The sequence below is a fragment of the Subdoligranulum sp. DSM 23681 genome (assembly GCF_057005535.1).
In genome coordinates this window covers 2293443-2318144 of record NZ_CM168050.1, presented here as the reverse complement: position 1 = coordinate 2318144, position 24702 = coordinate 2293443, and the positions used below count along the sequence as shown (strand labels likewise).

Annotated in this window: 28 protein-coding genes; 10 read left to right on the top strand and 18 right to left on the bottom strand. The window is 61.5% G+C overall.

The window, feature by feature from the left end; translation table 11 throughout:
• Nucleotides 1-17 precede the first annotated feature (17 nt).
• The 5 genes from pyrE to AC127K_RS10670 form a co-directional block, all read right to left on the bottom strand.
• Entirely contained in the window at nucleotides 18-614 is a 597-nt protein-coding gene (gene pyrE, locus AC127K_RS10690) for an orotate phosphoribosyltransferase (RefSeq protein WP_483720579.1), read from the bottom strand.
• A 140-nt stretch (nucleotides 615-754) separates the two neighbouring features.
• Nucleotides 755-1672 carry a dihydroorotate dehydrogenase gene (locus AC127K_RS10685; RefSeq protein WP_483720578.1) on the bottom strand — a complete coding sequence of 306 codons (918 nt, stop codon included), beginning with the start codon at nucleotides 1670-1672 and terminating at the stop codon, nucleotides 755-757.
• Nucleotides 1665-2450 carry a dihydroorotate dehydrogenase electron transfer subunit gene (locus tag AC127K_RS10680; RefSeq protein ID WP_483720577.1) on the bottom strand — a complete coding sequence of 262 codons (786 nt, stop codon included), beginning with the start codon at nucleotides 2448-2450 and terminating at the stop codon, nucleotides 1665-1667. The genes AC127K_RS10685 and AC127K_RS10680 overlap by 8 nt, the downstream gene beginning before the upstream one ends.
• A complete protein-coding gene (pyrF, locus tag AC127K_RS10675; protein WP_294542826.1) occupies nucleotides 2431-3297 on the bottom strand; it encodes an orotidine-5'-phosphate decarboxylase in 867 nt (288 codons plus the stop codon). The genes AC127K_RS10680 and pyrF overlap by 20 nt, the downstream gene beginning before the upstream one ends.
• A gap of 14 nt (nucleotides 3298-3311) precedes the next feature.
• Nucleotides 3312-4502 (bottom strand): dihydroorotase, encoded by a 1191-nt coding sequence (locus AC127K_RS10670; protein ID WP_483720575.1) that lies wholly within the window; start codon nucleotides 4500-4502, stop codon nucleotides 3312-3314.
• Between the two features lie 406 nt (nucleotides 4503-4908).
• Here AC127K_RS10670 and AC127K_RS10665 point away from each other — a divergent pair, with 406 nt between their 5' ends.
• Nucleotides 4909-5463 carry a hypothetical protein gene (locus AC127K_RS10665; RefSeq protein ID WP_483720574.1) on the top strand — a complete coding sequence of 185 codons (555 nt, stop codon included), beginning with the start codon at nucleotides 4909-4911 and terminating at the stop codon, nucleotides 5461-5463.
• 83 nt (nucleotides 5464-5546) lie between these two features.
• Here AC127K_RS10665 and AC127K_RS10660 read toward each other — a convergent pair whose 3' ends face one another.
• From AC127K_RS10660 to AC127K_RS10645, 4 genes are all read right to left on the bottom strand, one after another.
• Nucleotides 5547-5822: a zinc-ribbon domain containing protein gene (locus AC127K_RS10660; protein WP_204647283.1), complete on the bottom strand. Its 276-nt coding sequence runs from the start codon at nucleotides 5820-5822 to the stop codon at nucleotides 5547-5549.
• A gap of 151 nt (nucleotides 5823-5973) precedes the next feature.
• On the bottom strand, nucleotides 5974-6516 hold the full coding sequence (locus AC127K_RS10655; RefSeq protein WP_294542981.1) for a sigma-70 family RNA polymerase sigma factor: 543 nt from the start codon (nucleotides 6514-6516) through the stop codon (nucleotides 5974-5976).
• A gap of 111 nt (nucleotides 6517-6627) precedes the next feature.
• A complete protein-coding gene (locus tag AC127K_RS10650) occupies nucleotides 6628-6759 on the bottom strand; it encodes an OadG-related small transporter subunit (protein WP_294542982.1) in 132 nt (43 codons plus the stop codon).
• Between the two features lie 27 nt (nucleotides 6760-6786).
• The gene (locus AC127K_RS10645; RefSeq protein ID WP_294542983.1) at nucleotides 6787-7908 is read right to left on the bottom strand and encodes a sodium ion-translocating decarboxylase subunit beta; all 1122 of its coding nucleotides are present in this window, start codon (nucleotides 7906-7908) and stop codon (nucleotides 6787-6789) included.
• Between the two features lie 280 nt (nucleotides 7909-8188).
• On the opposite strand from AC127K_RS10645, the gene AC127K_RS10640 reads away from it, so the two are divergent.
• Both AC127K_RS10640 and AC127K_RS10635 read left to right on the top strand, forming a co-directional pair.
• Complete coding sequence (locus AC127K_RS10640; protein WP_483720573.1) at nucleotides 8189-8536, top strand: YerC/YecD family TrpR-related protein; 348 nt, start codon at nucleotides 8189-8191, stop codon at nucleotides 8534-8536.
• Nucleotides 8537-8552: 16 nt separating this feature from the next.
• Nucleotides 8553-9602, top strand: a complete 1050-nt coding sequence (locus AC127K_RS10635) for an aldose epimerase family protein (protein WP_483720572.1) — start codon at nucleotides 8553-8555, stop codon at nucleotides 9600-9602.
• A 70-nt stretch (nucleotides 9603-9672) separates the two neighbouring features.
• On the opposite strand, the gene mgtE is transcribed toward AC127K_RS10635, so the two are convergent.
• From mgtE to AC127K_RS10605, 6 genes are all read right to left on the bottom strand, one after another.
• A complete protein-coding gene (mgtE, locus tag AC127K_RS10630; protein WP_483720571.1) occupies nucleotides 9673-11034 on the bottom strand; it encodes a magnesium transporter in 1362 nt (453 codons plus the stop codon).
• A gap of 381 nt (nucleotides 11035-11415) precedes the next feature.
• Nucleotides 11416-12054 carry an RpiB/LacA/LacB family sugar-phosphate isomerase gene (locus tag AC127K_RS10625; protein WP_294541707.1) on the bottom strand — a complete coding sequence of 213 codons (639 nt, stop codon included), beginning with the start codon at nucleotides 12052-12054 and terminating at the stop codon, nucleotides 11416-11418.
• A 64-nt stretch (nucleotides 12055-12118) separates the two neighbouring features.
• A complete protein-coding gene (locus AC127K_RS10620; RefSeq protein WP_483720570.1) occupies nucleotides 12119-13462 on the bottom strand; it encodes a transglutaminase-like domain-containing protein in 1344 nt (447 codons plus the stop codon).
• A gap of 12 nt (nucleotides 13463-13474) precedes the next feature.
• Nucleotides 13475-14059, bottom strand: coding sequence for a hypothetical protein (locus AC127K_RS10615; protein WP_483720568.1), 585 nt, complete (start codon nucleotides 14057-14059; stop codon nucleotides 13475-13477).
• 121 nt (nucleotides 14060-14180) lie between these two features.
• Nucleotides 14181-14687, bottom strand: coding sequence for a PTS sugar transporter subunit IIA (locus AC127K_RS10610; RefSeq protein WP_483720567.1), 507 nt, complete (start codon nucleotides 14685-14687; stop codon nucleotides 14181-14183).
• A 91-nt stretch (nucleotides 14688-14778) separates the two neighbouring features.
• Complete coding sequence (locus tag AC127K_RS10605) at nucleotides 14779-15357, bottom strand: TetR/AcrR family transcriptional regulator (RefSeq protein WP_294541720.1); 579 nt, start codon at nucleotides 15355-15357, stop codon at nucleotides 14779-14781.
• A gap of 208 nt (nucleotides 15358-15565) precedes the next feature.
• On the opposite strand from AC127K_RS10605, the gene AC127K_RS10600 reads away from it, so the two are divergent.
• Entirely contained in the window at nucleotides 15566-16339 is a 774-nt protein-coding gene (locus tag AC127K_RS10600) for an HD domain-containing protein (RefSeq protein WP_483720565.1), read from the top strand.
• Between the two features lie 65 nt (nucleotides 16340-16404).
• Here the strand turns inward: AC127K_RS10600 and rbr are convergent, their stop codons facing one another.
• Nucleotides 16405-16947 carry a rubrerythrin gene (gene rbr, locus AC127K_RS10595; protein ID WP_294541725.1) on the bottom strand — a complete coding sequence of 181 codons (543 nt, stop codon included), beginning with the start codon at nucleotides 16945-16947 and terminating at the stop codon, nucleotides 16405-16407.
• Nucleotides 16948-17193: 246 nt separating this feature from the next.
• On the opposite strand from rbr, the gene AC127K_RS10590 reads away from it, so the two are divergent.
• Complete coding sequence (locus AC127K_RS10590; RefSeq protein WP_294541727.1) at nucleotides 17194-17565, top strand: Fur family transcriptional regulator; 372 nt, start codon at nucleotides 17194-17196, stop codon at nucleotides 17563-17565.
• A 141-nt stretch (nucleotides 17566-17706) separates the two neighbouring features.
• Here the strand turns inward: AC127K_RS10590 and AC127K_RS10585 are convergent, their stop codons facing one another.
• On the bottom strand, nucleotides 17707-18639 hold the full coding sequence (locus AC127K_RS10585) for a LysR family transcriptional regulator (RefSeq protein ID WP_483720564.1): 933 nt from the start codon (nucleotides 18637-18639) through the stop codon (nucleotides 17707-17709).
• 180 nt (nucleotides 18640-18819) lie between these two features.
• On the opposite strand from AC127K_RS10585, the gene AC127K_RS10580 reads away from it, so the two are divergent.
• From AC127K_RS10580 to AC127K_RS10570, 3 genes are read left to right on the top strand one after another with little or no spacing between them, the layout of a single operon-like run.
• Entirely contained in the window at nucleotides 18820-19293 is a 474-nt protein-coding gene (locus AC127K_RS10580; protein ID WP_483720563.1) for a MarR family winged helix-turn-helix transcriptional regulator, read from the top strand.
• Complete coding sequence (locus AC127K_RS10575) at nucleotides 19290-21029, top strand: ABC transporter ATP-binding protein (RefSeq protein WP_483720562.1); 1740 nt, start codon at nucleotides 19290-19292, stop codon at nucleotides 21027-21029. Before AC127K_RS10580 ends, AC127K_RS10575 begins: the two co-directional genes overlap by 4 nt.
• A gap of 16 nt (nucleotides 21030-21045) precedes the next feature.
• Nucleotides 21046-22932, top strand: a complete 1887-nt coding sequence (locus tag AC127K_RS10570) for an ABC transporter ATP-binding protein (RefSeq protein ID WP_483720561.1) — start codon at nucleotides 21046-21048, stop codon at nucleotides 22930-22932.
• Between the two features lie 87 nt (nucleotides 22933-23019).
• On the opposite strand, the gene AC127K_RS10565 is transcribed toward AC127K_RS10570, so the two are convergent.
• Entirely contained in the window at nucleotides 23020-23730 is a 711-nt protein-coding gene (locus AC127K_RS10565; RefSeq protein WP_483720560.1) for a hypothetical protein, read from the bottom strand.
• 253 nt (nucleotides 23731-23983) lie between these two features.
• Between AC127K_RS10565 and AC127K_RS10560 the strand changes: the two genes are divergently transcribed.
• Both AC127K_RS10560 and AC127K_RS10555 read left to right on the top strand, forming a co-directional pair.
• Nucleotides 23984-24247: an AtpZ/AtpI family protein gene (locus AC127K_RS10560; protein WP_483720559.1), complete on the top strand. Its 264-nt coding sequence runs from the start codon at nucleotides 23984-23986 to the stop codon at nucleotides 24245-24247.
• Between the two features lie 26 nt (nucleotides 24248-24273).
• Nucleotides 24274-24699, top strand: coding sequence for a hypothetical protein (locus AC127K_RS10555; protein WP_483720558.1), 426 nt, complete (start codon nucleotides 24274-24276; stop codon nucleotides 24697-24699).
• Nucleotides 24700-24702: the final 3 nt, after the last annotated feature.

The window sequence follows — 24702 nt, the reverse complement described above, 5'->3', positions numbered from 1 at the left end:
TGCCTCGCTTCAAAAAATTACAGCTTCTGCTTCGCCTTTTCCTGCATCTTGCGGCTGCCCAGATGGACCAGGGGCAGCTTGCCTTCCTTGCAGATGGGGCATTCGTCGGGGGCGTAGTTGGGCAGCTCCAGCTTCAGGGCGCTGGTCAGGATGGGAATGGGAGAGGGCGCAGAGGCGGTGGTGCGGTCCACCACGCAGACAATGCCCAGGCAGATGCCGCCGGCTTCCTCAATGACCCGCTTGGTCTCCAGGCTGGACACACCGGTGGTGACCACGTCCTCGGCGATGATGCAGCGGGTACCGGGCTTGATCTGGAAGCGCTTGAGGGTCATGACGTTGTCCACCCGCTCGGTGAAGATGGCGGGCTTGCCGCACTGGCGGCCCAGCTCATAGGCATAGACGATGCCGCCCATGGCGGGCCCCACGAACAGGTCCACGTCCATCTCCTTCAGCTTCTCGGCCACCGGCGCCATGACTTCGGCGCACTTGTCCGGGTACTGCTGCAGATAGGCCATCTGGCAGTAGGCCCCGGAGTGGCGGCCGCTGGAAAGAAGGAAGTGACCTTCCAGAAAAGCGCCGCATTCCTTCAGAATTTCTTTTGCATCTCTTGCCATCGTAAAACCCTCCATACTATGTTTCCGTATACCGGTTATCCTGTGCGGACACGGCCTAGGGGCACACTTGTCCGCTCTTTCCACTCTTTGCCTTATGATAGCATTGTTTGTATAATTTTGCAATGTTATTGCATAAATTATCAGTCATTCCGGGCACAGCCGCGGATCTCATCCAGGCTGTGCACCCCGTGGGCCTGCATCCAGTCCGCCATCTCGTTCACGATGCGGGTGCAGGCGCGGGGGTCCAGGAAGTTGGCGGTGCCCACCTGCACGGCGGCGGCACCGGCCATGATGAATTCCAGGGCGTCCTTGCCGGTGCTGATGCCGCCCAGCCCGATGACCGGGATGTTCACGGCACCCACCGCCTGCCAGACCATGCGCAGGGCAATGGGCCGCACCGCCGGACCGGACAGGCCCGCGAAGGTGTTGGCGAACACCGGCTTGCGGCGTTCCAGGTCAATGGCACAGGCCTGGAAGGTGTTGCACAGGCTGATGCCGTCGGCGCCGGCGGCTTCCACCGCCTTGCACATCTCGGTCAGGTTCTCGGCCTGGGGGCTGAGCTTGACCACCAGGGGCACGGTGCAGACCTTGCGCACCGCAGCGACCACCTCGGAAGCGTCGGCGGCCCGGATGCCAAAGGCGAGCCCGCCCTGCTTGACGTTGGGGCAGCTGATGTTCAGTTCCAGGAAGTCGATGCCCGCTTCGCAGAGCATCCGGACGCCCTCCACATTTTCCTCAATGGTGTGGCCGCCCAGGTTGGCCCAGACGGTGGTGCCCAGGGTCTTCATGGCGGGCAGTTCATGCTCGATGAAGTGGGCCACGCCGGGGTTCTGCAGGCCGATGGAGTTCATCAGGCCGGAAGGGGTCTCGTACAGCCGCTCCCCGGGGTTACCGGGCTGGCCGTTCAGGGTCAGGCCCTTGCCGGAGATGCCGCCCAGAACCCGCAGGTCCTGGATATCGGCGTACTCGGGGCCGAAGCCGAAAGTGCCGGAAGCCGCGATGACCGGGCTGGCCAGACGCTTGCCTAGCAGGTCCACATGCAGATCCACATTAGTCAAGGTCGAACACCTCCTCAGCAGCAAAGACCGGGCCGTCCTTGCAGACGGTGCGGGGCCCCACCTTGGTCATGCAGGTGCAGCCCAGGCAGGCGCCCAGGCCGCAGGCCATCTTCCGCTCCAGGCTGACGATGCAGGGGGTGTTGTGCTCGGCGCAGAGCTTGTACACGCCCTTCATCATCACGTTGGGGCCGCAGGCCAGGACCAGGTCGAAGTTTTCGGGATGCAGAATGCCGGTGACCAGGCCGTGGTAGCCCACAGCACCGGAATCGGTGGCCACGCTGACAGCGGCGCAGTAGGGCAGGAATTCTTCCAGCCCGTAGGGCTCATCCCGGAAGCCCACATACAGTTCCGGCTTGGCGCCGGCGGCGGCCAGCTCCTTGCAGAGGAGCAGCAGGGGCGCGGTGCCGATGCCGCCGCCCACCACGGCCACCCGGCCGGTGCCGCTCTTGGCGGCTGCGGCCACATCAAAGCCGTTGCCGCAGGGGCCGGTGAGGGACAGGGTGTCCCCTGCCTTCAGGGCTGCCAGCTTCTCGGTGCCCTGGCCCTTGACCTGATACAGGAAGGTCAGGGTGCTGGAAGCGGCATCAAAATCATGGACGCTGATGGGGCGGGAGAGCACCGGGGCTTCGTCAGCAGCCCAGCAGCGCAGCATATAGAACTGGCCGGCGTGGGGCTGGAACTCCGGCCGGGGGTCGGCCCATTCCACCGTCAGGCGGCGGATGTCGGCGGCCACGGCCTGCTGGCCGAGGACCTTTGCCTTACAGTTTATCGCACTCACTCTGGATATCCTCCCTCATGCGGACACATTCATTATAGGCGGCCTCGGCGTAATCCACACCGGGCTGCTTCTTCCAGGCCAGCAGGATGCCGCGGCTGGAATTGACCACACCGCCGTTGCCCTTGTTCAGGTAGCGGGCGATGTCGGCGGCCTTGCCGCCCTGGGCGCCATAGCCGGGGATCAGGAAGAAGGTGTTCTGGTAGGCGGCGCGGATGGCGGAAGCCTCCTCGGTGTGGGTGCCGCCGATGACCAGGCCCAGGCTGGTGTAGCCGGTCTCGCCGATGTAGTCCTGGCCCAGGGCGGAGATGCTGTCCCCCACCAGGTCGTAGACGTGGCGGCCGTCGGCCAGTTTCTGGTACTCAAAGTCCTTGGCGCCGGGGTTGGAGGTGCGGCAGAGGACGAACACACCCTTGCCCTGGTCCTTGCAGTAGGGCAGGTAGGGGCTGATGGAATCCAGGCCCATGTAGGGGGCCAGGGTGATGAGGTCGGCTTCGAAGTCGCCGGTGAAGTGGGCCTTGGCGTACATCTCGGCGGTCTTGGCGATGTCGCCGCGCTTGATGTCGGCAATGACCGGCAGGCCGGTCTCCCGCACCATGCGCAGGGTCTCGGCATAGGCGCGCATGCCGTCCAGACCCAGGGATTCATAGTAGGCAATCTGCACCTTGTAGCAGCCTGCGGCGGACTTGGTGGCGTCGATCAGGGCGCGGTTGTAGGCCACCACGTTCTCCCCCGCCGTCTTGGTGGAATCCACGGCGGATTCGGGCAGGTAGCTCAGTTCGGTGTCCAGGCCCACGCAGACGGGACCGTTGGCGGCCACGCTGGCATACAGTTTGTCCATATTGGTCATGGGAAGTTGCCTCCTTACTCTTCGCTCCGATAGGTGATCTTGCCGCCCTTGATGGTCATCTTGATGCGGCCGTACAGGTTTTCGCCGTCAAAGGGCGTATTCTTGCTCTTGCTGTGCAGCTGGTCGGCATGCACGGTATACATGTGGTCGATGTCCACCAGCACCAGGTCGGCGTCGTAGCCGGGGCAGAGCAGCCCCTTGCGGTCGGCCAGACCCATGACGGCGGCAGGACCGGCGCTCATGAGGAAGCTCAGGTGCTCCAGGGGCAGGCCCTCCATCCGGCAGAGCTTGGTGTAGCAGGCGGCGAAGGCGGTCTCCAGCCCCACCATGCCCGCGGCGCCCTTTTCCTTTTCCTCCGCAGTGTGGGGAGCGTGATCGGTGCCGATGCAGGTGACGGTGCCGTCCTTGATGGCCTCCACCAGGGCTTTCACGTCCTTGTCGGTGCGGATGGGCGGATTCACCTTGTACTGCAGGCGCTTGTCGTCGAACCACAGGTGGTGGGGGGTCACCTCGCAGGAGACCCGGGCGCCCCGGCGGCGGCTCTGGCGCACCGCGTCCACCGCCTCGGCGGTGGAGACGTGGCACATATGCAGCCGGGTGCCGTAATATTCAGCCAGGTGGCAGTTGCGCACCGTCTCGATGTTTTCGGCCAGACGGTAGTCCCAGGGGCTGATCTCCCGGTCCTCGGCGTGGGACATGACGGTGAGGCCCCGCTCGGTGGCGATGGCAAAGACCCGGGCCATGACCGCGTTGTTCATCACGCCGTTGCCGTCCTCGGTGATGAAGCGGATATCCTCCGGCAGGGTGAGCAGATGGTCGATGGTCTTGCCGTCAAAGTCCTTGGTGATGGACACGGTCTGGTTGGCGTCGCACAGGCCGATCTCCCTGGCCTTGTCCTGCACCGCGTAGACGATCTCGGGGGTGGAGCACACCGGTTTGGTGTTGGGCATCAGGTTGACGAAGGTGTACCCGCCCGCGGCAGCCGCGGCGGACCCGGTGGCGATGTCTTCCTTGTATTCCAGGCCGGGGGTGCGCCAGTGGCAGTGGGTATCGATGAAAGCGGGCAGAAGGGTGAGTCCGGCGGCGTCGATGACCTCGGCGTCCAGATCGGCGGGCAGACCGACGCCCAACGCCGCGATCTTCCCCTCTTTGACCCAGACATCGCAGACGCTGCCGTTGGCGTCCTTGGCATTGCGGATCAGCATGATACAGCCTCCCTTTGTGGTGGTTCTAAGCCCGTTTGGGCAAAAAAAAACTTTTCCCCGATGAGGAAAAGTCAAAAAAACCGCACGCACGCGGCGTCAGGAAAAAACACGGCACCGTCAAAATTCAGAACGCTGGACATTCGGGCCGAGCGGAACTGCATGACTGTGCCTCCTCTTTTCTGACAGCTTCTACGGGGATTTTGCATGATTTTTATTATTCTACCACGCCCCTGTCCCCCTGTCAAGGCAAGGCAGCCCGCCCCGACCGCCGTCTTTCGGGGTCTTTGTGGAAAGGTTTTTGGGCAATCTGACAAAGGCGGAAGGTTGACGGCTCCGGCGGCCGGTGGTAGGATGAAGAAAACCCGGGCCGGCGCTGCTGCCGGCCGAAAAAAGGAGCTGTTTTTCCATGTCCGACACCCGCAAACTGGCCGTGGTCTTTCCCGGCCGAGGGTATACCTGTTCCACCGGCCTGCTGGCCGACGGCATCCTGCGGTGGAAGGAGCTGGGATACCGGGTCCTGCCCCTGGATTTTTCCGCCATCCCCTTCGCGCAGATCGGAACCTTTGCCGAGGCCTTCGACCGGGTGGAGGCCGCCGCCCTGGAACAGCTGGCGGGGGTGGACCTGGAACACTGTGACGACCTGGTCTTTTTCTCCAAGAGCATGGGCACGGTGGCGGCAGCCCGCTGCGCCGCCCGCCTGGGCCTGCATCCCCGGATGCTGCCCCTGACGCCCCTGCCCGAAACGTTGGACCTGACCAGGCCCGGAGATACCGTGCTGGGCATGGCTGTGGGCACCCGGGACCGGTACATCGACTGGCACCGGGTGCAGGCTTTCTGCAAAGAGCGGGGCATCCCCTGCCTGATCTGCCCGGGGGTGGGACACTCCCTGGCCGACAAGAATGACCCGGCAGGCACCGAGGCCATCCGGCAGCAGGTACTTGCCCTGTGCCGCCCCCTGTAACGCAGCTTACGGTCTGACATGCAAAAACCCCGCCATCCTTTGTTTCGGACGGCGGGGTTTATTTGGCATTCAGGTCAGATGAATCAGTTTTCCTTCATCTTGGCGAAGCACTCGCTGCAGTAGACCGGACGGTCTTCGCGGGGCTGGAAGGGAACCTTGCAGGCCTTGCCGCAGCTGGCGCAGACAGCGTCAAACATCTGGCGCTCACCGCGGACAGCGTTCTTGCGGGCGTCGCGGCAGGGCTTGCAGCGCTGGGGCTGGTTCTCGAAACCGCGGCTGGCGTAGAATTCCTGCTCGCCGGCGGTCCAGACGAACTCTTTGCCGCAATCCTTGCATACCAAAGTCTTGTCTTCGAACATAATGGGTATCTCCTCTTAAAAATATTTGCCCGCGGAAGATTTCAACCAACGCCTGCTTGGTAAGGACCAAAGGAAGAACTGATTGCTAAGCTACTTGGGGCAGGTTACTATATGACCAAGGCGGCGGGAACCGTCCAAGTCCAAAAGGTGGTCAGCGCGCGGCGCGCAGTTTGCGGCGGGCACGGGCCAGAGCGTTTTCCACCGCACGGGGCGGGCGGTCCAGCACCTTGGCGGTCTCGGCGGGAGAAAGCCCGTCCAGACTGGCCAGCAGCGCGGCGCGCTCCAGCGGGGAAAGCAGGGTGTCGATCTGCGCCAGCACATCGGTGCGGTTCTCACTGGCAATGGCCAGTTCCTCCGGACCGGGCGCAGCTTCGTCCTCCGGCAGCGGCACGCTGTCGTTCAGCGGCGCGTGCTTTTTGCGGGTGGCGGCGCGGTGGGCGTCGCGCTGGGCATTGACAATGCAGTTGGCCGCATAGGACGCAAACGGCACCCCGCGTGAAGGATCATACCCTCGTACCGCACCGAACAGACCGATGAGCCCTTCCTGCACGGCATCGTCAAATTCCAGGCCGGGAGCCTGGGCAGACCAGGCGCCTTTGCGGATGACAGGCATCATGCGGGCGATCAGCGCCGCCAGAGCGGCTTCGTCCCCGTTGGCGGCGCGCTGCAACATTTCCTCACTGATCGGCTGCATAGACGGCTCCTTTGGGACGGTGCGGTTACGGTAGTTCCCATTGTAGCGGCTGTGCCCGCGTTTGTCAATCATTTTCTGCCGGATAATGCCGCAGGCAAGGGCTTTTTCGGCTCAGTTATTCCGCCCGGTGAAGTAGTTCAGCAGCTCCACAGCCAGGATGATGACCACCGTCACCACAAAAACGCCGCCCCAGCCCATGCCGGCCTTGGGCAGGACTTCCAGCAGATTTTGAATATTCAGCATGGCGTACACTCCTTATTATATAAAGAATCAGGCGAACAGGGTCAGGATCATGCCGCCGGCAATGACCGAGGCGATCTGGCCGGAAACATTGACGCCCACCGCATGCATGAGCAGGAAGTTCTGGTTGTCCTCCTGCAGGCCCATCTTGTTGATGACACGGGCCGACATGGGGAAGGCGGAGATGCCCGCCGCGCCGATCATGGGGTTGATCTTGGTCTTGGCAAAGAGGTTGTAGATCTTGGCCACCACAACGCCGCCCACCGTGTCAAAGACGAAGGCCACCAGGCCCAGGCCCAGGATCATGAGGGTCTGCACAGTAAGGAAGCTGGCCGCCTGCATCTTGGTGGAGACAGTCAGGCCCAACAGCAGGGTGATGAGGTTGGCCAGGTCCTTCTGGGCGGTCTCGGACAGGCCTTCCAGAACGCCGCATTCCCGCACCAGGTTGCCGAACATCAGAAAGCCGATGAGGGCCACGCTGCGGGGCGCCACCAGACCGGCAATGATGGTGATGATGATGGGGAACAGGATCTTGGTGGTCTTGCTCACCGGGCGGTCGGCATACCCCATACGGATGCGCCGCTCCGCCTTGGTGGTGACGGCACGGATGACGGTGGGCTGGATGATGGGCACCAGGGCCATGTAGGAGTAGGCCACCACCACGATGGCGCCCAGATAGTTGGACTGGAAGAAGTTGGCCACAAAGATGGAGGTGGGGCCGTCGGCAGCGCCGATGATGGCGATGGAGGCGGCGTCCTTGATGTCAAAGCCCAGCAGGGTGGCCACACACAGGGTGAAGAAGATGCCGAACTGCGCCGCCGCACCGAAGATCATCAGCTTTGGGTTGGAGAGCAGCGGGGTAAAGTCGATCATGGCGCCGATGCCCACAAAGAGCAAAAGCGGGAACAGCTCGTTGGCGATGCCGGAGTCGAACAGCACGTCGATGGGGCCCAGCTCGGTGACGCCGTCGATGATCTGGGTGACCGCGCCGGACTGGGGCAGGTTGACCAGGATGGCGCCGAAGCCCATGGGCAGCAGCAGCGAGGGTTCCATCTGTTTTTTGATTGCCAGCCAGATCAGCAGCGCACCGATGATCCACATGACCACCTGCTGCCACTGCAGGTTCAATACATTGCCGAAAAGTGCCTCCATAGCGAGACGAACCTCCTTTTTGACATTGATTCACTTTATGTCCATTATGGCCGACGCCATTGGCTGTGTCAAGGGCATCACGGCCTTTTTATCCGCTTTTTTGCCATGGCGGCCCCGGTTGTAAAAGCCGCGGTTCACCGCTTTAACGCCTTGACTTGCTATGGTGAAATTGCTACAATGGTAGCGGCAGGCCCTTTGAATTTTGGGCACGCTTACCAAGTTTGACACGCTTCCGGCTTGTGTGCCGCAGGGGTGTCTTTATCAGTAAAGGAGAGCGCCCATGCGCGTAGCAAACCCCAACAGCTCCCCGGACGAACGCAGCACCGCCCTGTATGAAGCGATCCTGCGGCTGGATACTCTGGAGGAGTGCATCCGCTTTTTTGACGACCTGTGTGCCGTGACCGAACTGCGCACCCTGGAACAGCGTTATGACGTGGCCAGCTGCCTTTTGCAAGGCAAGGTGTACAGCGAGATCCGGCGGGAGACCGGCGCTTCCAGCGCCACCGTTTCCCGCGTGAACCGCATGCTGAATTACGGCACCGGCAGCGTGGCCGCCAGCGTGCGTTATGACCTGGAACACGCGGTCCCCTCCCCTGACGGGCCGGACACCGCGCAGCCCGAAACATAAAAGGAGGTCCCTGACCATGAGCGTACGTATCCAAGATTTCGGCCGGACCAGCAACGGCACCCCCGTAAAGCTGGCCGTGCTGGACAACGGCATTATCCAGGCGCATATCATCAGCTATGCCGCCGCCATCCAGAAACTGATCGTGCAGGACCGCAAAGGCAGCCCGGTGGACGTGGTGCTGGGCTTTGACGATGTGGCCGGCTACGAGACCAACGGCGGATTCCTGGGCTCGGTGGTGGGCCGGTACGCCAACCGCATTGCGGGCGGCAAATTCTTCCTGAACGCCGAGGAATACCATGTGACCGTCAACAACAACGGCAACTGCCTGCACAGCGGTGTGCACGGTTTTCACCGGGCGGTGTTTGAGATGGAGCTTTCCCGCAGCGGTGACGACGGCGTACTGCTGCGCGCCGTGAGCCCCGACGGCACCGACGGGTTTCCGGGCAAGGTCACCCTGGAGGTGGAGTACAGCCTGGTGGGCAGCGGTCTGCTGATCCAGTACTCCGCCACCACCGATGCCCCCACCGTCATCAACATCACCAACCACAGCTACTTCAACCTGAACGGACATGCCTCGGGCACCGCCATGGGACACCGCCTGCAGATGAACGCCCCCTCCTACCTGGAGACCGACGAAAACCTGATCCCCACAGGCAAGCTGATCCCGGTGGCCGGCACCCCCATGGATTTCACCGAGGAAAAGACCCTGGGCCGGGACATCGAGGCCGATTACCCCGCCCTGAAGATGGGCGGCGGCTATGACCATTGCTTCGTCATTGCGGACAGCGGCCTGCGCCACGCCGCATGGCTCACCGGCCCCCAGACCGGTATCCGGATGGAGACCCTGACCACCCAGCCCGGTGTACAGGTGTACACGGCCAACAGCCTGGACCTGAACTGTCCCGGCAAGGACGGCACCGAGTACCACGGCCGGGATGCTGTCTGCCTGGAGACCCAGGATTTCCCTGACGCCCCCAACCATATGGAGTTCCCGGACACCACCGTGACCCCCAAGGCGGCCTACAGCGCCACCACCCTGTACCGGTTTGATACCGCACCCCTGTAAAACAAAAAAGCACCGCCGTCCGGTCTTTGTCAGACCGGACGGCGGTTTTGTTTTTATGCAGTGAGGGCTGTCACAGATGCAGGATCAGCCGTGCAAAGTTGAAGTAGATGAGCAGGGTGGTGGTATCCACGATGGTGGTGATGAGGGGCGAAGCCATGACCGCCGGGTCGATGCCGATCTTGCGGGCAGCCAGGGGCAGCGCACCGCCGATGAGCTGGGAGAGCAGAACGGTGCACAGCAAGGTCAGGCTGACCACCAGGGCCACGCCCAACCCCACCCGGTCAAACAGGGACAGTTTGATAATGTTGCAGACGGCCAAGGTACCGCCGCACATGAGGGCGACCCGCATTTCCCGCCAGAGGATGCGGGGCAGGTCCCGGGGGCGGATATCCCCCACCGCCACCCCGCGGATGATGGTGGAGGTACTCTGGCTGCCCGCGTTGCCGCCGGCGTCGGTGAGCATGGGGATGTAGGCGGTGAGCACGGTCACGGCGGCCAGGGCATTCTCATACCCGCGGATGACCAGACTGGAGAAGGTGGCGCTGAGCATGAGGAAAAGCAGCCAGGGGGTACGGCTCTTGTACAGCTCCCACATGCTCATGCGGAAGTAGGGCTTGTCCACCGGCGACATGGCGTTCATCTTGGCGAAGTCCTCGCTGGCTTCGTCCTGCAGGATGCTGATGGCGTCGTCCACCGTGACGATGCCCACCAGACGCTTTTCGTTATCCACCACCGGAATGGCCAGAAAGCCGTATTTTTCAAACAGCTGGGAGGTCTCCTCCCGGTCGGTGGAGGTGTGCACGCTGATGACGCCCGGTTCCATCAGTTCCCGGACGGTGCGGGTTTCATCCTTTTCCAGCACCAGGGCCCGCAGGGAGACCACCCCTTCCAGGGTGCGGTCGGGACCGGTGACATAGCAGTTGTTGATGGTCTCCTTGTCAAAACCGTTCTGCCGGATGGCATCCATGGCCTGCCGGACCGTCCAGTCGGGAGAAAGTTCCATGAATTCCGGCGTCATAACGCCGCCGGCGGAATCTTCCGGATACTTGAGCAGTTCGTTGATCATCTGGCGGGTCTCGGGGCCGGCCTGGGCCAGAATGCGCTTGACCACCCCGGCGGGCATCTCCTCCACCAGGTCGGCGGCATCGTCGGCGCAGAGCTCCTCCACCACCACTTTCAGTTCCTTATCGGACAGACCCTCAATGAGGCTCTGCTGGGTCTCGGGGGTCAGTTCGGCAAAAATCTCCGCCGCCAGGTCCTTGGGGCACAGGCGATAGAGGACCGGGAGTTTTTCCGGGGGCAGATCCTCGAATACGGCGGCCACGTCGGGCGCCGGCAGGGTCTGCAGTACATCACGCAGGCTCTGGTATTTCTTGGCATCATCCAGATGAGCCAGCATGGTCTTGATGGTCTGGATCGTGGTATCAGACATAAAAAAGCTGCCTCCTTTCGGCGGCAGCCTGCTGTTCGGGGAATAAGATTCAGCCAACGCAATGCGTGGCCAAGCCCGGTGGGGCAAAGGTGCGCTTGCTCACAACCGCACACTTGCCCCGCCGAACTTATCCGAAACGGCGGCTGCCGACTGGTATTCACATCGGTTCACAGGACTACCGGGAAGTTCCATTCGTCAACCACCGTCCTTTCCTTGCAAAATTCGAGGCAAAGCCCCAGGCATCATAACTCTACCATGGGAAACCGGCCAAGTCAACCCCGGCCGAAAAGAAAATTTTTACGCCCGGGCAAACAAAATCGGGCAGCCCGAAGGCTGCCCGATCCGTTCCCGTTTCTGGGATTGTATGCTGGTTGCCGCAGATTACGCCATCAGTTCCTTGACGCAGGCGGCGATCTTCTCGTCCTTGCAGGCGGGGAAGAAGTACTCGGCGAAGTGCTCGCCTGCGAAGGCGCCCTTGACCAGGTCACGGTCCAGGTCCTTCAGGATGTCGCACAGGTCACGGTAAGCCACCGCGCGCACGCCGTCCAGGATCTTCTTGTTGCGCTGCTCGGGGACCACCCGCTCTTTGGGGTAGCCCTGGCCATGACCGAAGCCAAACAGCTTCTCAAAGGTGTATTCCAGGTTGAGCTCGCCGCCCCAGCCGAAGCCCTTGGCAAAGGGCATGGCCACGGCATTGCCGTCGTTCACATGGGCAAAGGTGTAGCCATCCACGGGATCTTCCACATGGCCGCAGATGACGCCGGGGAAGCTGTTCAGAGCCAGCATGGCGCCTTCGCCGGTACCGCAGCCGGTGATGACATAGTCGGCAGCGCCGGAGTTCAGCAGCACAGCGGCCAGGATGCCGTTCTGCACATAGGTCAGCTGGGCGGCATCGTCGGCGGTGTACATACCGTAGTTGACCACCTCATGGCCCATGGGCTCCACCACCTTGCGCAGGGTGGCTTCGATGAGGGCGTTCTTGGCGGCCTGACTGTTTTCGTTGATGAGTGCGATCTTCATGTTGATTTCTCCTTTTTTGATGTGGGTTGATATTCGATACGGAAACAAAGGTATAACAGCAAATTTATTCCATCTCAAACGAGAGGACTTCCCGCAGATAATGCAGATCGTCGCCTTGCAGGGGCTGGCCGTTGACCACGGCCTCCCCCACCTGGTTGTCATAAGGGTCGTTGCGCCAGAACTCATCCGGCGGGGTCAGCTGGGCATAAAATTCCCGGTTGGCCACCATGCGCAGGGGATCCAGATTGCCGAAATAGTGACGGCGGCGCTCCTCGTCCCCCCGGCGGTGGGCGCCGGAGCCGAAGGAACAGTCCGCCCACAGCCAGCCGTATGGGGCAATGTAGAACTGGGCCCAGTCGTGGCTGGACGCCCCCTGGGGGGTGACATACAGGCCGCTCTGCCACCGGGCCGGAATGCCGGCGATGCGGCAGAGGGTGATGAACAGCAGCGCCATGACCCCGCAGTCCCCCCAGCCGGACTTGGCACAGTTGTCGGCGATGGATTCCAGGCAGGCATACGCGGGCTGGTAGCGGTAGTTGGTGTGGGTGGTCACATAGTCGTAAATCGCCCGGGCCTTTTCCACCGGACCGTCGCAGCCTTCGGTGAGCTCGGCGCACAGGCTCCGCAGCCAGGGGGTGAAGAGGATGTGGGGCGCCTGTTCTTCGGTGCAGAAGGTGGGCTGCACCGCATCCGGGGTCAGATGGTCCATGTCCAGATACTCCGCCCGGATATGGTAGCGGTAGGTCACCGAGAAGGGACCATCCCCCGCCTTGCCGTGCCAGAACACGGTGCGCTGTTCGGCGTCGCTGTGGGCGAATTCCGCCCCCGGGGTGGCATCCAGGATCTCGATACCGCTCTGCTGTTCACAGGCCGCCGGGATGGGCAGCCAGACCAGCATCTCGGCTTCCGGGTCGGCGGGGTGTTCCGGGCCGATGGTGGCCCGCAGGGTGATGGTGGCATCCAGATGCCCCTGTTCCTTCATGGCGGCAATGACCTTGCCCCGGACCCCGGAAGCCGGATCAGGGGTGAGCCCCCGGGCGATCATGTCCGGGTAGAGGCGCAGGGCCTCCAGGAAGCGGTCCAGATAGTAGGGTTTGCCTTCAATATAGCGCCAGTCCACCCGGTCGGCTTCCACCAGGGCATCAAATTCCTCCGGGGCAAAGTCGGGGATCTCCTGGCGCACCAGAGCGATGGCAGCGTCCCGGTCCAGGGTATAGTTGTACGGGATGCGGTGCATGATCTGGCGCAGCGCCAGCAGGGCGCCCCGCCCGGTCCGGGGCAGGCGGTCCCCGGCCAGCAGTTGATCAATACGGGCATTGGCGGCAAAAAAATATCCCGCTGTGTACAGCCGCTGCACATCGGCAGGCACGCCGGCCGCCAGGTCGGCAAAGACCGCGTTCCGGTCCATGCAAATTCCCCCTCACATCACGATCTCGCGGTAATACGTCGTGTTGACGGTCTTGTCCACTTCGGCGATGGCGGCGATGCAGCCGTCCAGCGTCTTGGCCACATCGTCCAGGCTCTTCCACTGGGCGGCGGCGGGCTTGACCTTTTCTTCCAGATACGGTCCGATATCGGTGTGGGAACAGGCACCCTCGATCAGGTAGGCGCCCTCTCTGGCGGGCTGGGTCTGAGGTTCAAACCCGTTGTCGCTGCCCATGCTGGTGAGCAGAAAACCGCCCTTGCGGCCCCGGCCTCCCACCAGGATGCGCACCCCCACCGGCCGGATATCCGCAACGGTACGGGCTTTTTCGGCCATGACCCGCACCGCCTTTTCCAGGGTGAGGTAACGGGTATCATACTCATCCAGGGCGTTGACGATCTGCACGGCGGCCATGGTGTCCCCCGCAAAGCCCACCAGGATATTCTTGTTGACCTTGCGCAGCTTGGGCAGATCGTTGGTGATGACCTTGGGCTTGCCGTCCAGGACCGGTTCCTCCACCATGCGGCCATCACTGACCATGGCACAGAAAGCCTCCCCGCATACTGCCAGGATCGCACTCATACTTTCAACCATCCTTTATCATTCTGTTTCGGGACCATTGTAGCATACCGCCCCGCAAATGAAAAGGGGGGCGCATCTGCGCCCCCACCCTTCCCTGCCGGGAAAGGTTGTGTACGAATTGTCAGCCCTTGGTGATCTTGAGCATATCGGCACCCGGCTCCACATCGCCGGAAGCCACCAGATCCACGCTGGCGAAATCGTCGGTGTTGGTGATGACGGTGATGACCACGGCGGGATGACCGGCGGCCTTGATCTTGTCCAGATCCATCTTCAGCAGCAACTGGCCTTTCTTGATCTTGTCGCCCAGCTTGACCTTGGCAACAAAACCGTCCCCCTTCATCTCCACGGTGTCCACGCCCACGTGGATCAGCACTTCCACGCCGCCGGCGCCCTGGATGCCCAGTGCGTGCAGGGTGTCGGGAGCCTGGGTGATCTCGCCGTCAATGGGCGCATACACCTCACCCACAGAAGGATCGATGCCGCAGCACTGACCCAGAATACCCTGGGCAAACACCTCGTCGGGGATGTCTTCCATCTTGACAACGGCGCCCTTGGCATCCGCCGCGACCATGATCGGCCCAGCCGGAGCGGGCTCTGCTTTCTTCTTGAACATGTCAAAAAATCCCATGATGGTCTCTCCTTCTTTGCTGGCCCGCGCGGCGGGCAAGTTGATACCCTTATTGTACATGAAAATCCGTGTAAAATCAATGAGAAATCCGTTATTCCTCTGCGGCAATCTGCCGCTGTACGGCCCGGATCCCCTGCCAGGTGATCTCGGCCATCTGCTCCACCGATTCCGGCTTTTGTTTCTGCAGCCACAGCCCGATGGCCCCGAAGCAGCCCTGCACCGCAAAGGAGGTCAGGTAATGCTGGCGGGCCGTGCCGCCGTCCGGTGCCATGTAGCCCAGGCACCGCTCCGAGATCACCGTCTGCAGCCGCTGCACGAAGGCCGGGTCCCCGTTGGGGCCCAGCAGGGCGGCACAGATGGCGTCATTCTGATCCAGATATTCAAACAGGGCCAGCAGGGCTTTGGGCGTGGTGTCGCTGTCCAGACGGGGCAGCAGGGCATCCATGAACAGATTGAGCTGGTCCACCTGTTCCTGTTCCAGACGGTCAAGCAGCTCATAAATATCCCGGTAATGGAAATAGAAAGTGCCCCGGCTGACGCGGGCCAGGCGGGTGAGTTCACGCACCGTGATGTCCCGCACAGGTTTCTGCACCAGCAAAGACACCAGCGCGTCGCACAAACGCCGGCGGGTGGCGCGAACGCTGCGGTTGGCTTCGCCTTTGCTGTTCATTGTATGTTCCGTCCTTTCCCGCGTTTTCAGCGCGGTTTCTTACTTCCATAGTAGTGGTGCGGGCGGCATTTGTCAAGGAAAAACGGGCACTTTGTTCAAAAAAAGATGTGAAGTATTCCCGTTTTTGTGCATTGCAGACGGGTTTTCATTCCTGTATGACAGTGTTATAATGCAAAAAAGTCCCTTATTCTGGAAAGGAAGTACCTTCATGATCCTGGACCGTGACCGCGCCCGCCGCGCTTTTGCTGATTATACCCGGGCTTACGACCCCACCGACCCCAAGGTGCGCCTGAAGATCGAACACACCTACCGGGTGGCCGGACTGTGCGAGCAGATTGCCCGCAGCCTTTCCCTGTCCGAATCAGACACCGACCTGGCCTGGCTGGCCGGCCTGCTGCACGATGTGGGCCGGTTCGAGCAGCTGCGCCGGTACGGCACCTTTGAAGATGCCAGGTCCATTGACCATGCCGCCTGCAGCGAGGAAGTGCTCTTCCGGCAAGGGCATATCCGGGACTACCTGGACGACGCCTCTGCCGACGAGCCCCTGCGCACCGCCGTGCGCTGGCACAGCGCCTACCGCCTGCCCGAAGGCCTGGACGACGCCACCCTGCGGCTGTGCAACATCCTGCGGGACGCGGACAAGATCGACATCCTGCGGGTGAACGTGGAGACCCCGCTGGAGGAGATCTACAACGTGACCACCGAAGCCCTGCGCACCGCCCCCGTGACCCCTGCCGTGCTGGAAGCCTTTTATGCCCACCACACGGTGCTGCGGGCCCTGAAGCGCACCCCCGCCGACAATGTGGTGGGGCACGCCTCCCTGGTGTACGAGCTGGTCTATCCCGAAAGCCTGCGGGAGGTGAGCCGGCAGGGGTATCTGTGGCAGCTGCTGGATTTCAAGACCGAAAACCCGGACACCGCCCGGGATTTTGCCGCTTTGCGGGACCATATGCACACCTGGCTGGCAAAGGCCGTGTGCTGACTGCAGAAGATAAAAACACCCCCGATGCGGTCTGCATCGGGGGTGTTCGGCTTGTTAAGGGTGCATCAGAAATTCTTGGACTTCAGCTCAAAGTAAGCCTGGGGATGGGCGCACACCGGGCACTTGACGGGAGCATGGGTGCCGATGTAGATGAAGCCGCAGTTGCGGCACTGCCAGACCTGCTCGGTCTCACGGGCAAAGACCTTACCGGCCTCGATGTTGGCGGCCAGGGCCTTGTAGCGCTCCTCGTGCTCCTTCTCGATGCCCGCCACCATGGAGAACAGGGCGGAGATCTCATCAAAGCCCTCCTCCTTGGCCTCGGCGGCCATGCGGGGATACATGGAGGTGTGCTCCTCGTTTTCGCCCTGGGCGGCCATCTTCAGGCAGGTCAGGGTGTCGGGGATCTCGCCGTTTTCCATCAGGAGCTTGAACCAGATCTTGGCATGCTCCTTCTCATTGTTGGCGGTCTCGTTGAAAATGGCCGAGATCTGCTCGTAGCCTTCCTTCTTGGCCTTGGAGGCGAAGTAGGTGTATTTGTTGCGGGCCTGACTTTCACCGGCGAAAGCTTCCCACAGGTTCTTTTCGGTCTTGCTGCCTTTGAGTTCCATATTACAATCTCTCCTTTTTGTTGGTTTGTGGTGTATCATACTGTAAGTTTAAGACTTTGTCTTAACCTTAGTATACAGGAATCCCGGTGGGATGTCAAGCCTGTTTCCGCCGTTTTTTCCCGCATAAATTTGTGAAACATGCTCAAACAAAGAGCATTTGCATTGACAAGCCGCCCCGGATAGAGTAGAGTATTTATAGGATACAATCTTATTGTATCCAGACCCATAAGAAAGGACGGGACTTCCATGACACGTCAAAGACGCCTGATTTTGGACCTGATGCGCCAAAGTCCCCGCCACATGACGGCCGACGAGATCTTCGCCCAGGCACGCCAGCAGATGCCCAGCATTGCCCGCGGTACCGTGTACCGCAACCTGAAGCTGATGGAACAGGCCCGGGAGATCGCACGGCTGGAAATGCCGCAGGGACCCGACCGGTATGACAAGACTTCGGCCCCCCACGGCCATCTGTACTGCGACGGCTGCGGAGATCTGCAGGACATTCCGGTGGTGGGACTGGTCAAGGAAATTGAGAACGCCATCGGCACCGAGGTGCGCAGCTACCAGCTGACCATCCATTACCTGTGCCCCGCCTGTCGGGCCAAGAACGCACAGTAACAGTATGGGCCATGTGCCCGCCGCCCAGTCCCCCGCCGGGGACCGGGCGTTTTCTTTTTTGTTGGATTCCTTATTATAAATGGGCAGAGGAAAAGGGCGCACAGGCGCGGAGGTGATTCCGGTCTGTGCGCCCTTGTGCTGTCAGTCTATGCCTCGGGTCTCTGCGGTGTGCCCGGGCGCCGGTGCGGCCAGGGTCTGTTCCAGCAGGTCCAGGAATCGTTTGAGGGCCGGATTGCGGTTGTCCGGCAGGTACAGCGCTCCGAAGGTCAGCAGATCAAATTCCGGCAGCGGGATGTAGCGCAATCCCTCCCGTCGGGCAGCCGGAAAATCCGCCATGACCGCGAAGGCGTAGCCTGTCTCCACCAGGGTACCCACCACGTCCTGGTTGTCGCAGAAAAGGATCTGCTCCGGACCGCGGGTGCCCACCGTCCGGTTCTGGATGGCAAACAGGGCCGGCGGACAGATGGGCGGACGGCAGACCGCAATCCGCCCGCAGCCGGACATCTCCTGCACGGTCAGGCTCTCGCGGCCGGCCAGGGGATGCCCCTCACTGCAGACGCACACCGCCCGACAATGGGTCAGGGTGCGGAACTTCTGTTTGGCCTCCTCCCCGCTGCTGCGTCCCGGCGCCCGGAAGGAAAAGATCATGTCGATGTCCCCGTCCGCCAGCAGGTTTCGCACCGCATCAAAGGGGATCAGGCGCAGTACCGGCATCAGCCCCGGCTCCTCCACCCGCAGCCGCTCCAGCGCGGGGCGCAGCACCCGCAGTTCGGTGGTGTTGCGGCAGCCGATGACCACCCGGGAAAGTTCCTCGGTGCGGAATTTCTTCATCCGGGCCTTGGACAGTTCGGACAGCTTGAGGATCTCCCCCGCATACTGGGTGAACTGGAACCCCTCCTGGGTCAGACGCACGCTCTTGCTGGTGCGCCGAAACAGTCTGACCCCCAGTTCGTCCTCCAGCGTGGAGATCTGGTGGCTCACCGCCGGCTGGGTCAGGCGCAGCTGCTCCGCCGCCCGGGAAAAGTTCAGATAGTTGGCCACGGCCATAAAGCATTCCAGCTGGGTTGTGTTCATATCAGGAAAGCCTCCCAAAACTGCGGGCACAGGTTCAGCCTGGGCCTGCAATAACTTTTATCTATAAATTTCTTTTATAGAATATAACAGATTTGAATTTCACATGCAAGGGAAATTGTGCTATAAAACAGTACGGAGCTAAATTGTTCAGCTTCAAACAATCCGCAAAGAGGTGAGACCATGGCAGCCGTGAACCGGGAAGAACTGATCCGGGACAACCGGCGCATCAGCATCCAGATCGAGCAGATGGCCAACAGTTCCATGGCCGAACAGGACCTGACCGCCATGCAGGCCAACATGCTGCGCTACATCCTGCGCCATTCCGAAGAGGGCACTTCCCTGACGGCCATTCATCGGGAATTCGGGTATTCCATGGCGGCGCTGTCCGGCATGCTCAAACGGCTGCGAAAGAAAGGCTATGTGCGGGTGGAACCCTGCGACGGGGACGACCGCCGCAAGCTGCTGTTCGGCACCCTGCAGGGAGAGGAAATGCGGGCCTATCTGGACCGGGCCATCGACAACGCCCAGGACAGGCTGTGCGACTGCTTTTCCCCCGAAGAGCTGGAGAGCCTGGATCGCCTGCAAAAGAAAATGCTGCAGAATCTGGCAGCATTATCGGAACAGAAACACAACAAGGAGGCATCTGAATCGTGAAAACAGTATTGCGTCAGCTGGGCCGCTACCGGCGGGATACCTGGCTCTGCATTGCCATGACCACCCTGGAAGTGATCATGGAGATCCTGCTGCCCTTCATCACCGCCCTCATCATTGACGAGGGCCTGGAGGCAGCCAGCCTGCCTACCGTCTACCGGTACGGCGCTCTGATGGTGGTCATGTCCTTCTGCAGTCTGGCCTTCGGTGCGCTGGGCGGCAAGTTTGCGGCCAGCGCATCTTCCGGCCTGACAGCCAACCTGCGGGAGGCCGTGTACAACAACATCCAGACATTTTCTTTTTCCAACATCGACAAGTTCAGCGTTCCCGGCCTGGTCACCCGCATGACCACCGATATCACCAACGTACAGAACGCCTACATGATGCTCATCCGGGTGGCGGTGCGCTCCCCCCTGATGCTGGTGTTCAGCTACATCATGTGCCTGATCATCAGCCCCAAGCTGAGCCTGACCTTCCTGCTGGCGGTGCTGTTCCTGGCCGTGGTGCTGGGCGTCATCATGGTGGTGACCATGCGCATCTTCACCGAGGTGTTCAGCAAGTACGATGACCTGAACGCCAGCGTGCAGGAGAACGTGTCCGCCATCCGGGTGGTCAAGGCCTTTGTGCGGGAGGATTACGAGGACAAGAAGTTTGCCAAGGCGTCCCAGAACCTGTACCGCCTGTTTGTCAAGGCCGAGGGCCTGCTGGCCTTCAACAACCCGGCCATGATGCTGGCCGTCTATTTCTGCATCATCATGGTGTCCTGGCTGGGCGCCCACTTCATCGTGAGCGGCAGCATGAGCGCCGGCGAGCTGACCAGCCTGTTCAGCTACGTCATGAGCCTGATGATGAGCCTGATGATGCTTTCCATGGTGGTGGTCATGATCACCATGTCCATGGCCAGCATCCGCCGTATCAGCGAGGTGCTCAACGAGACCCCCGACCTGGCCGAGCCCGAAAGCCCTGTGTACAAGGTGGCCGACGGCAGCATCGACTTCGACCATGTGGACTTTTCCTACAAGCACGGCAGCGGCAAGAACGCCCTGTCCGACATTGACCTGCACATCCGTTCCGGCGAGACCATCGGCGTTATCGGCGGCACCGGTTCGGGCAAGAGCAGCCTGGTCAACCTGATCTGCCGGCTGTACGATACCGACAAGGGCACCGTCAAGGTAGGCGGCGTGGACGTGCGCAAGTATGATATGGAGACCCTGCGAAACGAGGTCTCGGTGGTACTGCAGAAGAACACCCTGTTCTCCGGCACCATCCTGGACAACCTGCGCTGGGGCAACCCCGATGCCACCGAGGAAGAGTGCAAGGCAGCCTGCCATGCCGCCTGCGCCGATGAGTTCATCGACCGCTTCCCTGATGGGTACCACACCCGCATCGAGCGGGGCGGCGCCAACGTGTCCGGCGGCCAGAAGCAGCGGCTGTGCATTGCCCGCGCCCTGCTGAAGAAACCCAAGGTGCTGATTCTGGACGACTCCACCAGCGCCGTGGACACCGCCACCGACGCCAAGATCCGGGCCGCCTTTGCCAAGGAGATCCCCGGCACCACCAAGATCATCATTGCCCAGCGTATTTCCAGCGTGGAGAACGCCGACCGCATCCTGGTGCTGGACAACGGCCGCATCAACGGCTTCGACACCCACGAAAACCTGCTCAAGACCAACGCCATCTACCGGGAGATCTACGAATCCCAGGTCAAGGGCGGCGGCGACTTTGACCAGCCGGCCTGAAAGGAGAGTTGAAACCATGAATCAAAAAGCATCCCGCGGCGCCTCTCTGGGCGTGCTCAAGCGTGTGCTGGGGTACATGATGCACACCTACAAATGGCCGTTCCTGGCCGTGGTGGCCTGCATCCTGATTTCCTCCACCGCCACCGTGGCCGGGGCCACCTTTCCCCAGACCCTGGTGGATGATTACATCACCCCCATGCTGGCCGGCGGCAGCCAGGATTTCAGCCAGCTGGCCCACGCCCTGCTGGGCCTGATCGCCTTGCTGTCCATCGGCGTGGTGGGTTCCTTTGCCTACAACCGCATCATGGTCACCATCTGCCAGGGCACCCTGCGCCGTCTGCGTGACGACCTGTTCGGCAAGATGGAATCCCTGCCCATCAAATACTTCGATACCCACGCCCACGGCGACATCATGTCGGTGTACACCAACGATATTGACACCCTGCGCCAGCTCATGAGCCAGAGCATCCCCCAGGTCATCAACTCCGGCCTGACCATGGTGGTCACTCTGGTGACCATGCTCATGCTCAACCCTGCGCTGAGCGTCATTTCCATCCTCACCGCCATCATCATGGCCGCGGTGGCCAAGAACTTCTCCCGCCTGTCCGGCCGGTACTATGTGGAACAGCAGAAGAACCTGGGCATTGTGGACGGCTTCATTGAGGAGATGCTGGACGGCCAGAAGGTGGTCAAGGTCTTCTGCCACGAGGAAGCTGCCAAGGCGGACTTCCACCGGGTGAACGAAGCCCTGCGGGACAGCGCCGACAAGGCCAACCGCTACGCCAACCTGCTCATGCCCGTCAACGGCAACATCGGCTGGCTGAGCTACGCCGTGGTGGCCGTGGTGGGCGCCATCCTGGGCATCAACGGCATGGCCGGAGTCACCCTGGGCACCGTCATCACCTTTGTGGGGCTGAACAAGAGCTTTACCCAGCCCATCACTCAGATCAGCACCCAGCTGAACTTTGTGGTCAACGCGGCGGCCGGCGCCCAGCGTGTCTTTGACCTGATGGACGAGACCCCCGAAAAGGACGAAGGCTATGTGGAACTGGTCAACGCCCGGGAGGAAGCCGACGGCAGCCTGACCGAGCAAAAGGAACGGACCAACACCTGGGCCTGGAAGCATCCCCACAAGGCCGACGGCACCGTGACCTACACCAAGCTGGAAGGCGCTGTGGTCCTGGACGACGTGGACTTCGGCTACGATGAGAACAAGCTGGTGCTGCACAACATCAGCCTGTGGGCCAAACCGGGCCAGAAGATCGCCTTTGTGGGCGCCACCGGTGCCGGCAAGACCACCATCACCAACCTGATCAACCGCTTCTACGACATTGCCGACGGCAAGATCCGCTACGACGGCATCAACATCAACAAGATCAAGAAGCCCGATCTGCGGCGCAGCCTGGGCATCGTGCTGCAGGACACCCACCTGTTCACCGGCACTGTCATGGACAACATCCGGTACGGCCGCCTGGACGCCAGCGACGAGGAGTGCATCGCCGCTGCACGGCTGGCCAACGCCGACGGCTTTATCCGCCGCCTGCCCGACGGCTACAACACCATGCTCACCGGCGACGGCGCCAACCTGAGCCAGGGCCAGCGGCAGCTGCTGGCCATTGCCCGGGCGGCCGTGGCCGACCCGCCGGTGCTGATCCTGGATGAGGCCACCTCCTCCATCGACACCCGCACCGAAAAGCTGGTGCAGGACGGTATGGACGCCCTGATGTACGGGCGCACCACCTTTGTCATCGCCCACCGTCTGTCCACCGTGCGCAGCGCCGACTGCATCATGGTCATGGACCAGGGACGCATCATCGAGCGCGGCACCCACGACGAACTTATTGCCAAGAAGGGCATGTATTACCGCCTGTACACCGGCAACTTTGCCGACGAACCGGCCTGATTCCCTATCCCCATACAGAAAAGCCGCGGAGGCTCCCAAATTTTCGGAGCCTCCGCGGCTTTTTCTTGTTCATAAGGATTGCAGGGCTCAGAAGGGCGAGACCACCTTGCCGAAACTGACCACCCAGGTATCCTCGTCCGCCCTGGTCAGCCAGACGGTCACATCCCAGTTGTTCTCAAACCAGGCATCCATGGCCTCCTGCCCGTACCATTGGGTGGTCTCCTCCCCGTTCAGGGTGATGGTGTCCGCCGGCTGGTCCACAAAGGCCACCCCGTTTTCCGCCTGTCGGGCCACATAGCCTTCCTGGAAGCGGGTGCGCTGTTCCTCGTCCCAGGTCTGGGACAAGGGCTGGGCAGAATGCCAGCAGATCAGATCTTCCGAAACATAATCACTGGCCAGATGTACCGACAATGCCTCCGAAATGGTGTCAAAGGTGGCGGGACGGCAGCTGTCCACCGGGTCGCCCAGGTAGGCGGTGAGCTTTTTCTCCATGGCCTCCTTGTCACCGGCGTCCAGGTTCCACAGCACCCCCTGCAGCTCGCCGGTGGGGGTGTTGTAGTCGAAGGTCAGGTTGTACACCGGCAGATCAAAGAATTCCGCCTGCTCCACCTTGATCTTGTTTTCCTCCTCGGTATAGGGCAGCCCCTGTTCGGTGAGGGAAGCGGTCAGCTCTTCCCGGGTGGTGGTCCAGGGATAGCCGGGGGCTTCCATGGTCTCGGCGCCGGGGTGTCCGCCGCAGGCGCCCAGGGTCAGGGCCACCGCCAGAACCGCGCCGGCTGCCACCATCTTACTTTTCATGTCGCCACCTCCGCTGCCGGGTGCAGCCCCGGCATTACACACAACATTCCTGCTTTCAATATACACCCTGCACCCAGGCTTTTCCAGATGGCAGTATTCCCAAAATCTTACAGCGAAAAACCGGCAGTATTACGGCTCCAAGTCGATATTTTTTCTTATTTTTCTGTTGAGCTTGCCAGTTTTTTTTGGTATACTGTTGACAGGATTTGTTTGCATCAGAGCGGCATACCGCGGAAAGGAGCGCCGACCGGATTTGAAAGATTTGGCGCAACTGCTGAACGGGCTGGTGTGGTTCACCCAGCTTGGGATTTCGCTGGTCGTGCCGCTGCTTTTGTTTGTGGGCGGCGGCGCATGGCTGGTCAATGCTCTGGGCGCGCCCATGTGGGTGATGTTTCCGGCTTTTGTGCTGGGGCTGGGCACCGCCGGGGCCACCGCCCGCCGGTTTTACCTGACCGAACGCCGCAAGGCCGAAAAGCGCCAGCCGGACAAGCCGGTTGGATTCAACGATCATCTCTGATGCCGTCCGGAAAGGAGTGTAATGCGATGCAACTGCAGCCGGATGTAAAAAAGGAACTGGTCCACATCGGAACAGGCTGCGCGGTGGGTACCGTGGTGCTGGTCGCCGGCTGGGCGCTGGCTTGGGCCCTGGGTGCTCCCTTCGGGTTCAGCTGGAAAGTGCCGCTGAGCGCGGTGCTGGGAGCCTGTGCCGCGTGGCTGAACTTTTTCGGTCTGGCACTGACCCTGCAGAAGATGGCGGCCGGTGCCGATGAGGCCCGCGGGCGCAGCCTCATGCGCACCTCGGAGCTGTACCGCAAGCTGGGCCTTGGCCTTTTTCTGATTGCCATGTTCCTGATCCCGGCATTCAACTGGGTGGCGGCAGCCATTCCGCTGCTGTTCCCCCAGGTGACCATCTTTGTCATGTATGCGCTGCGGCGCAAACCATCCCAGAACAAGGGAGGTGAAACTTAATCA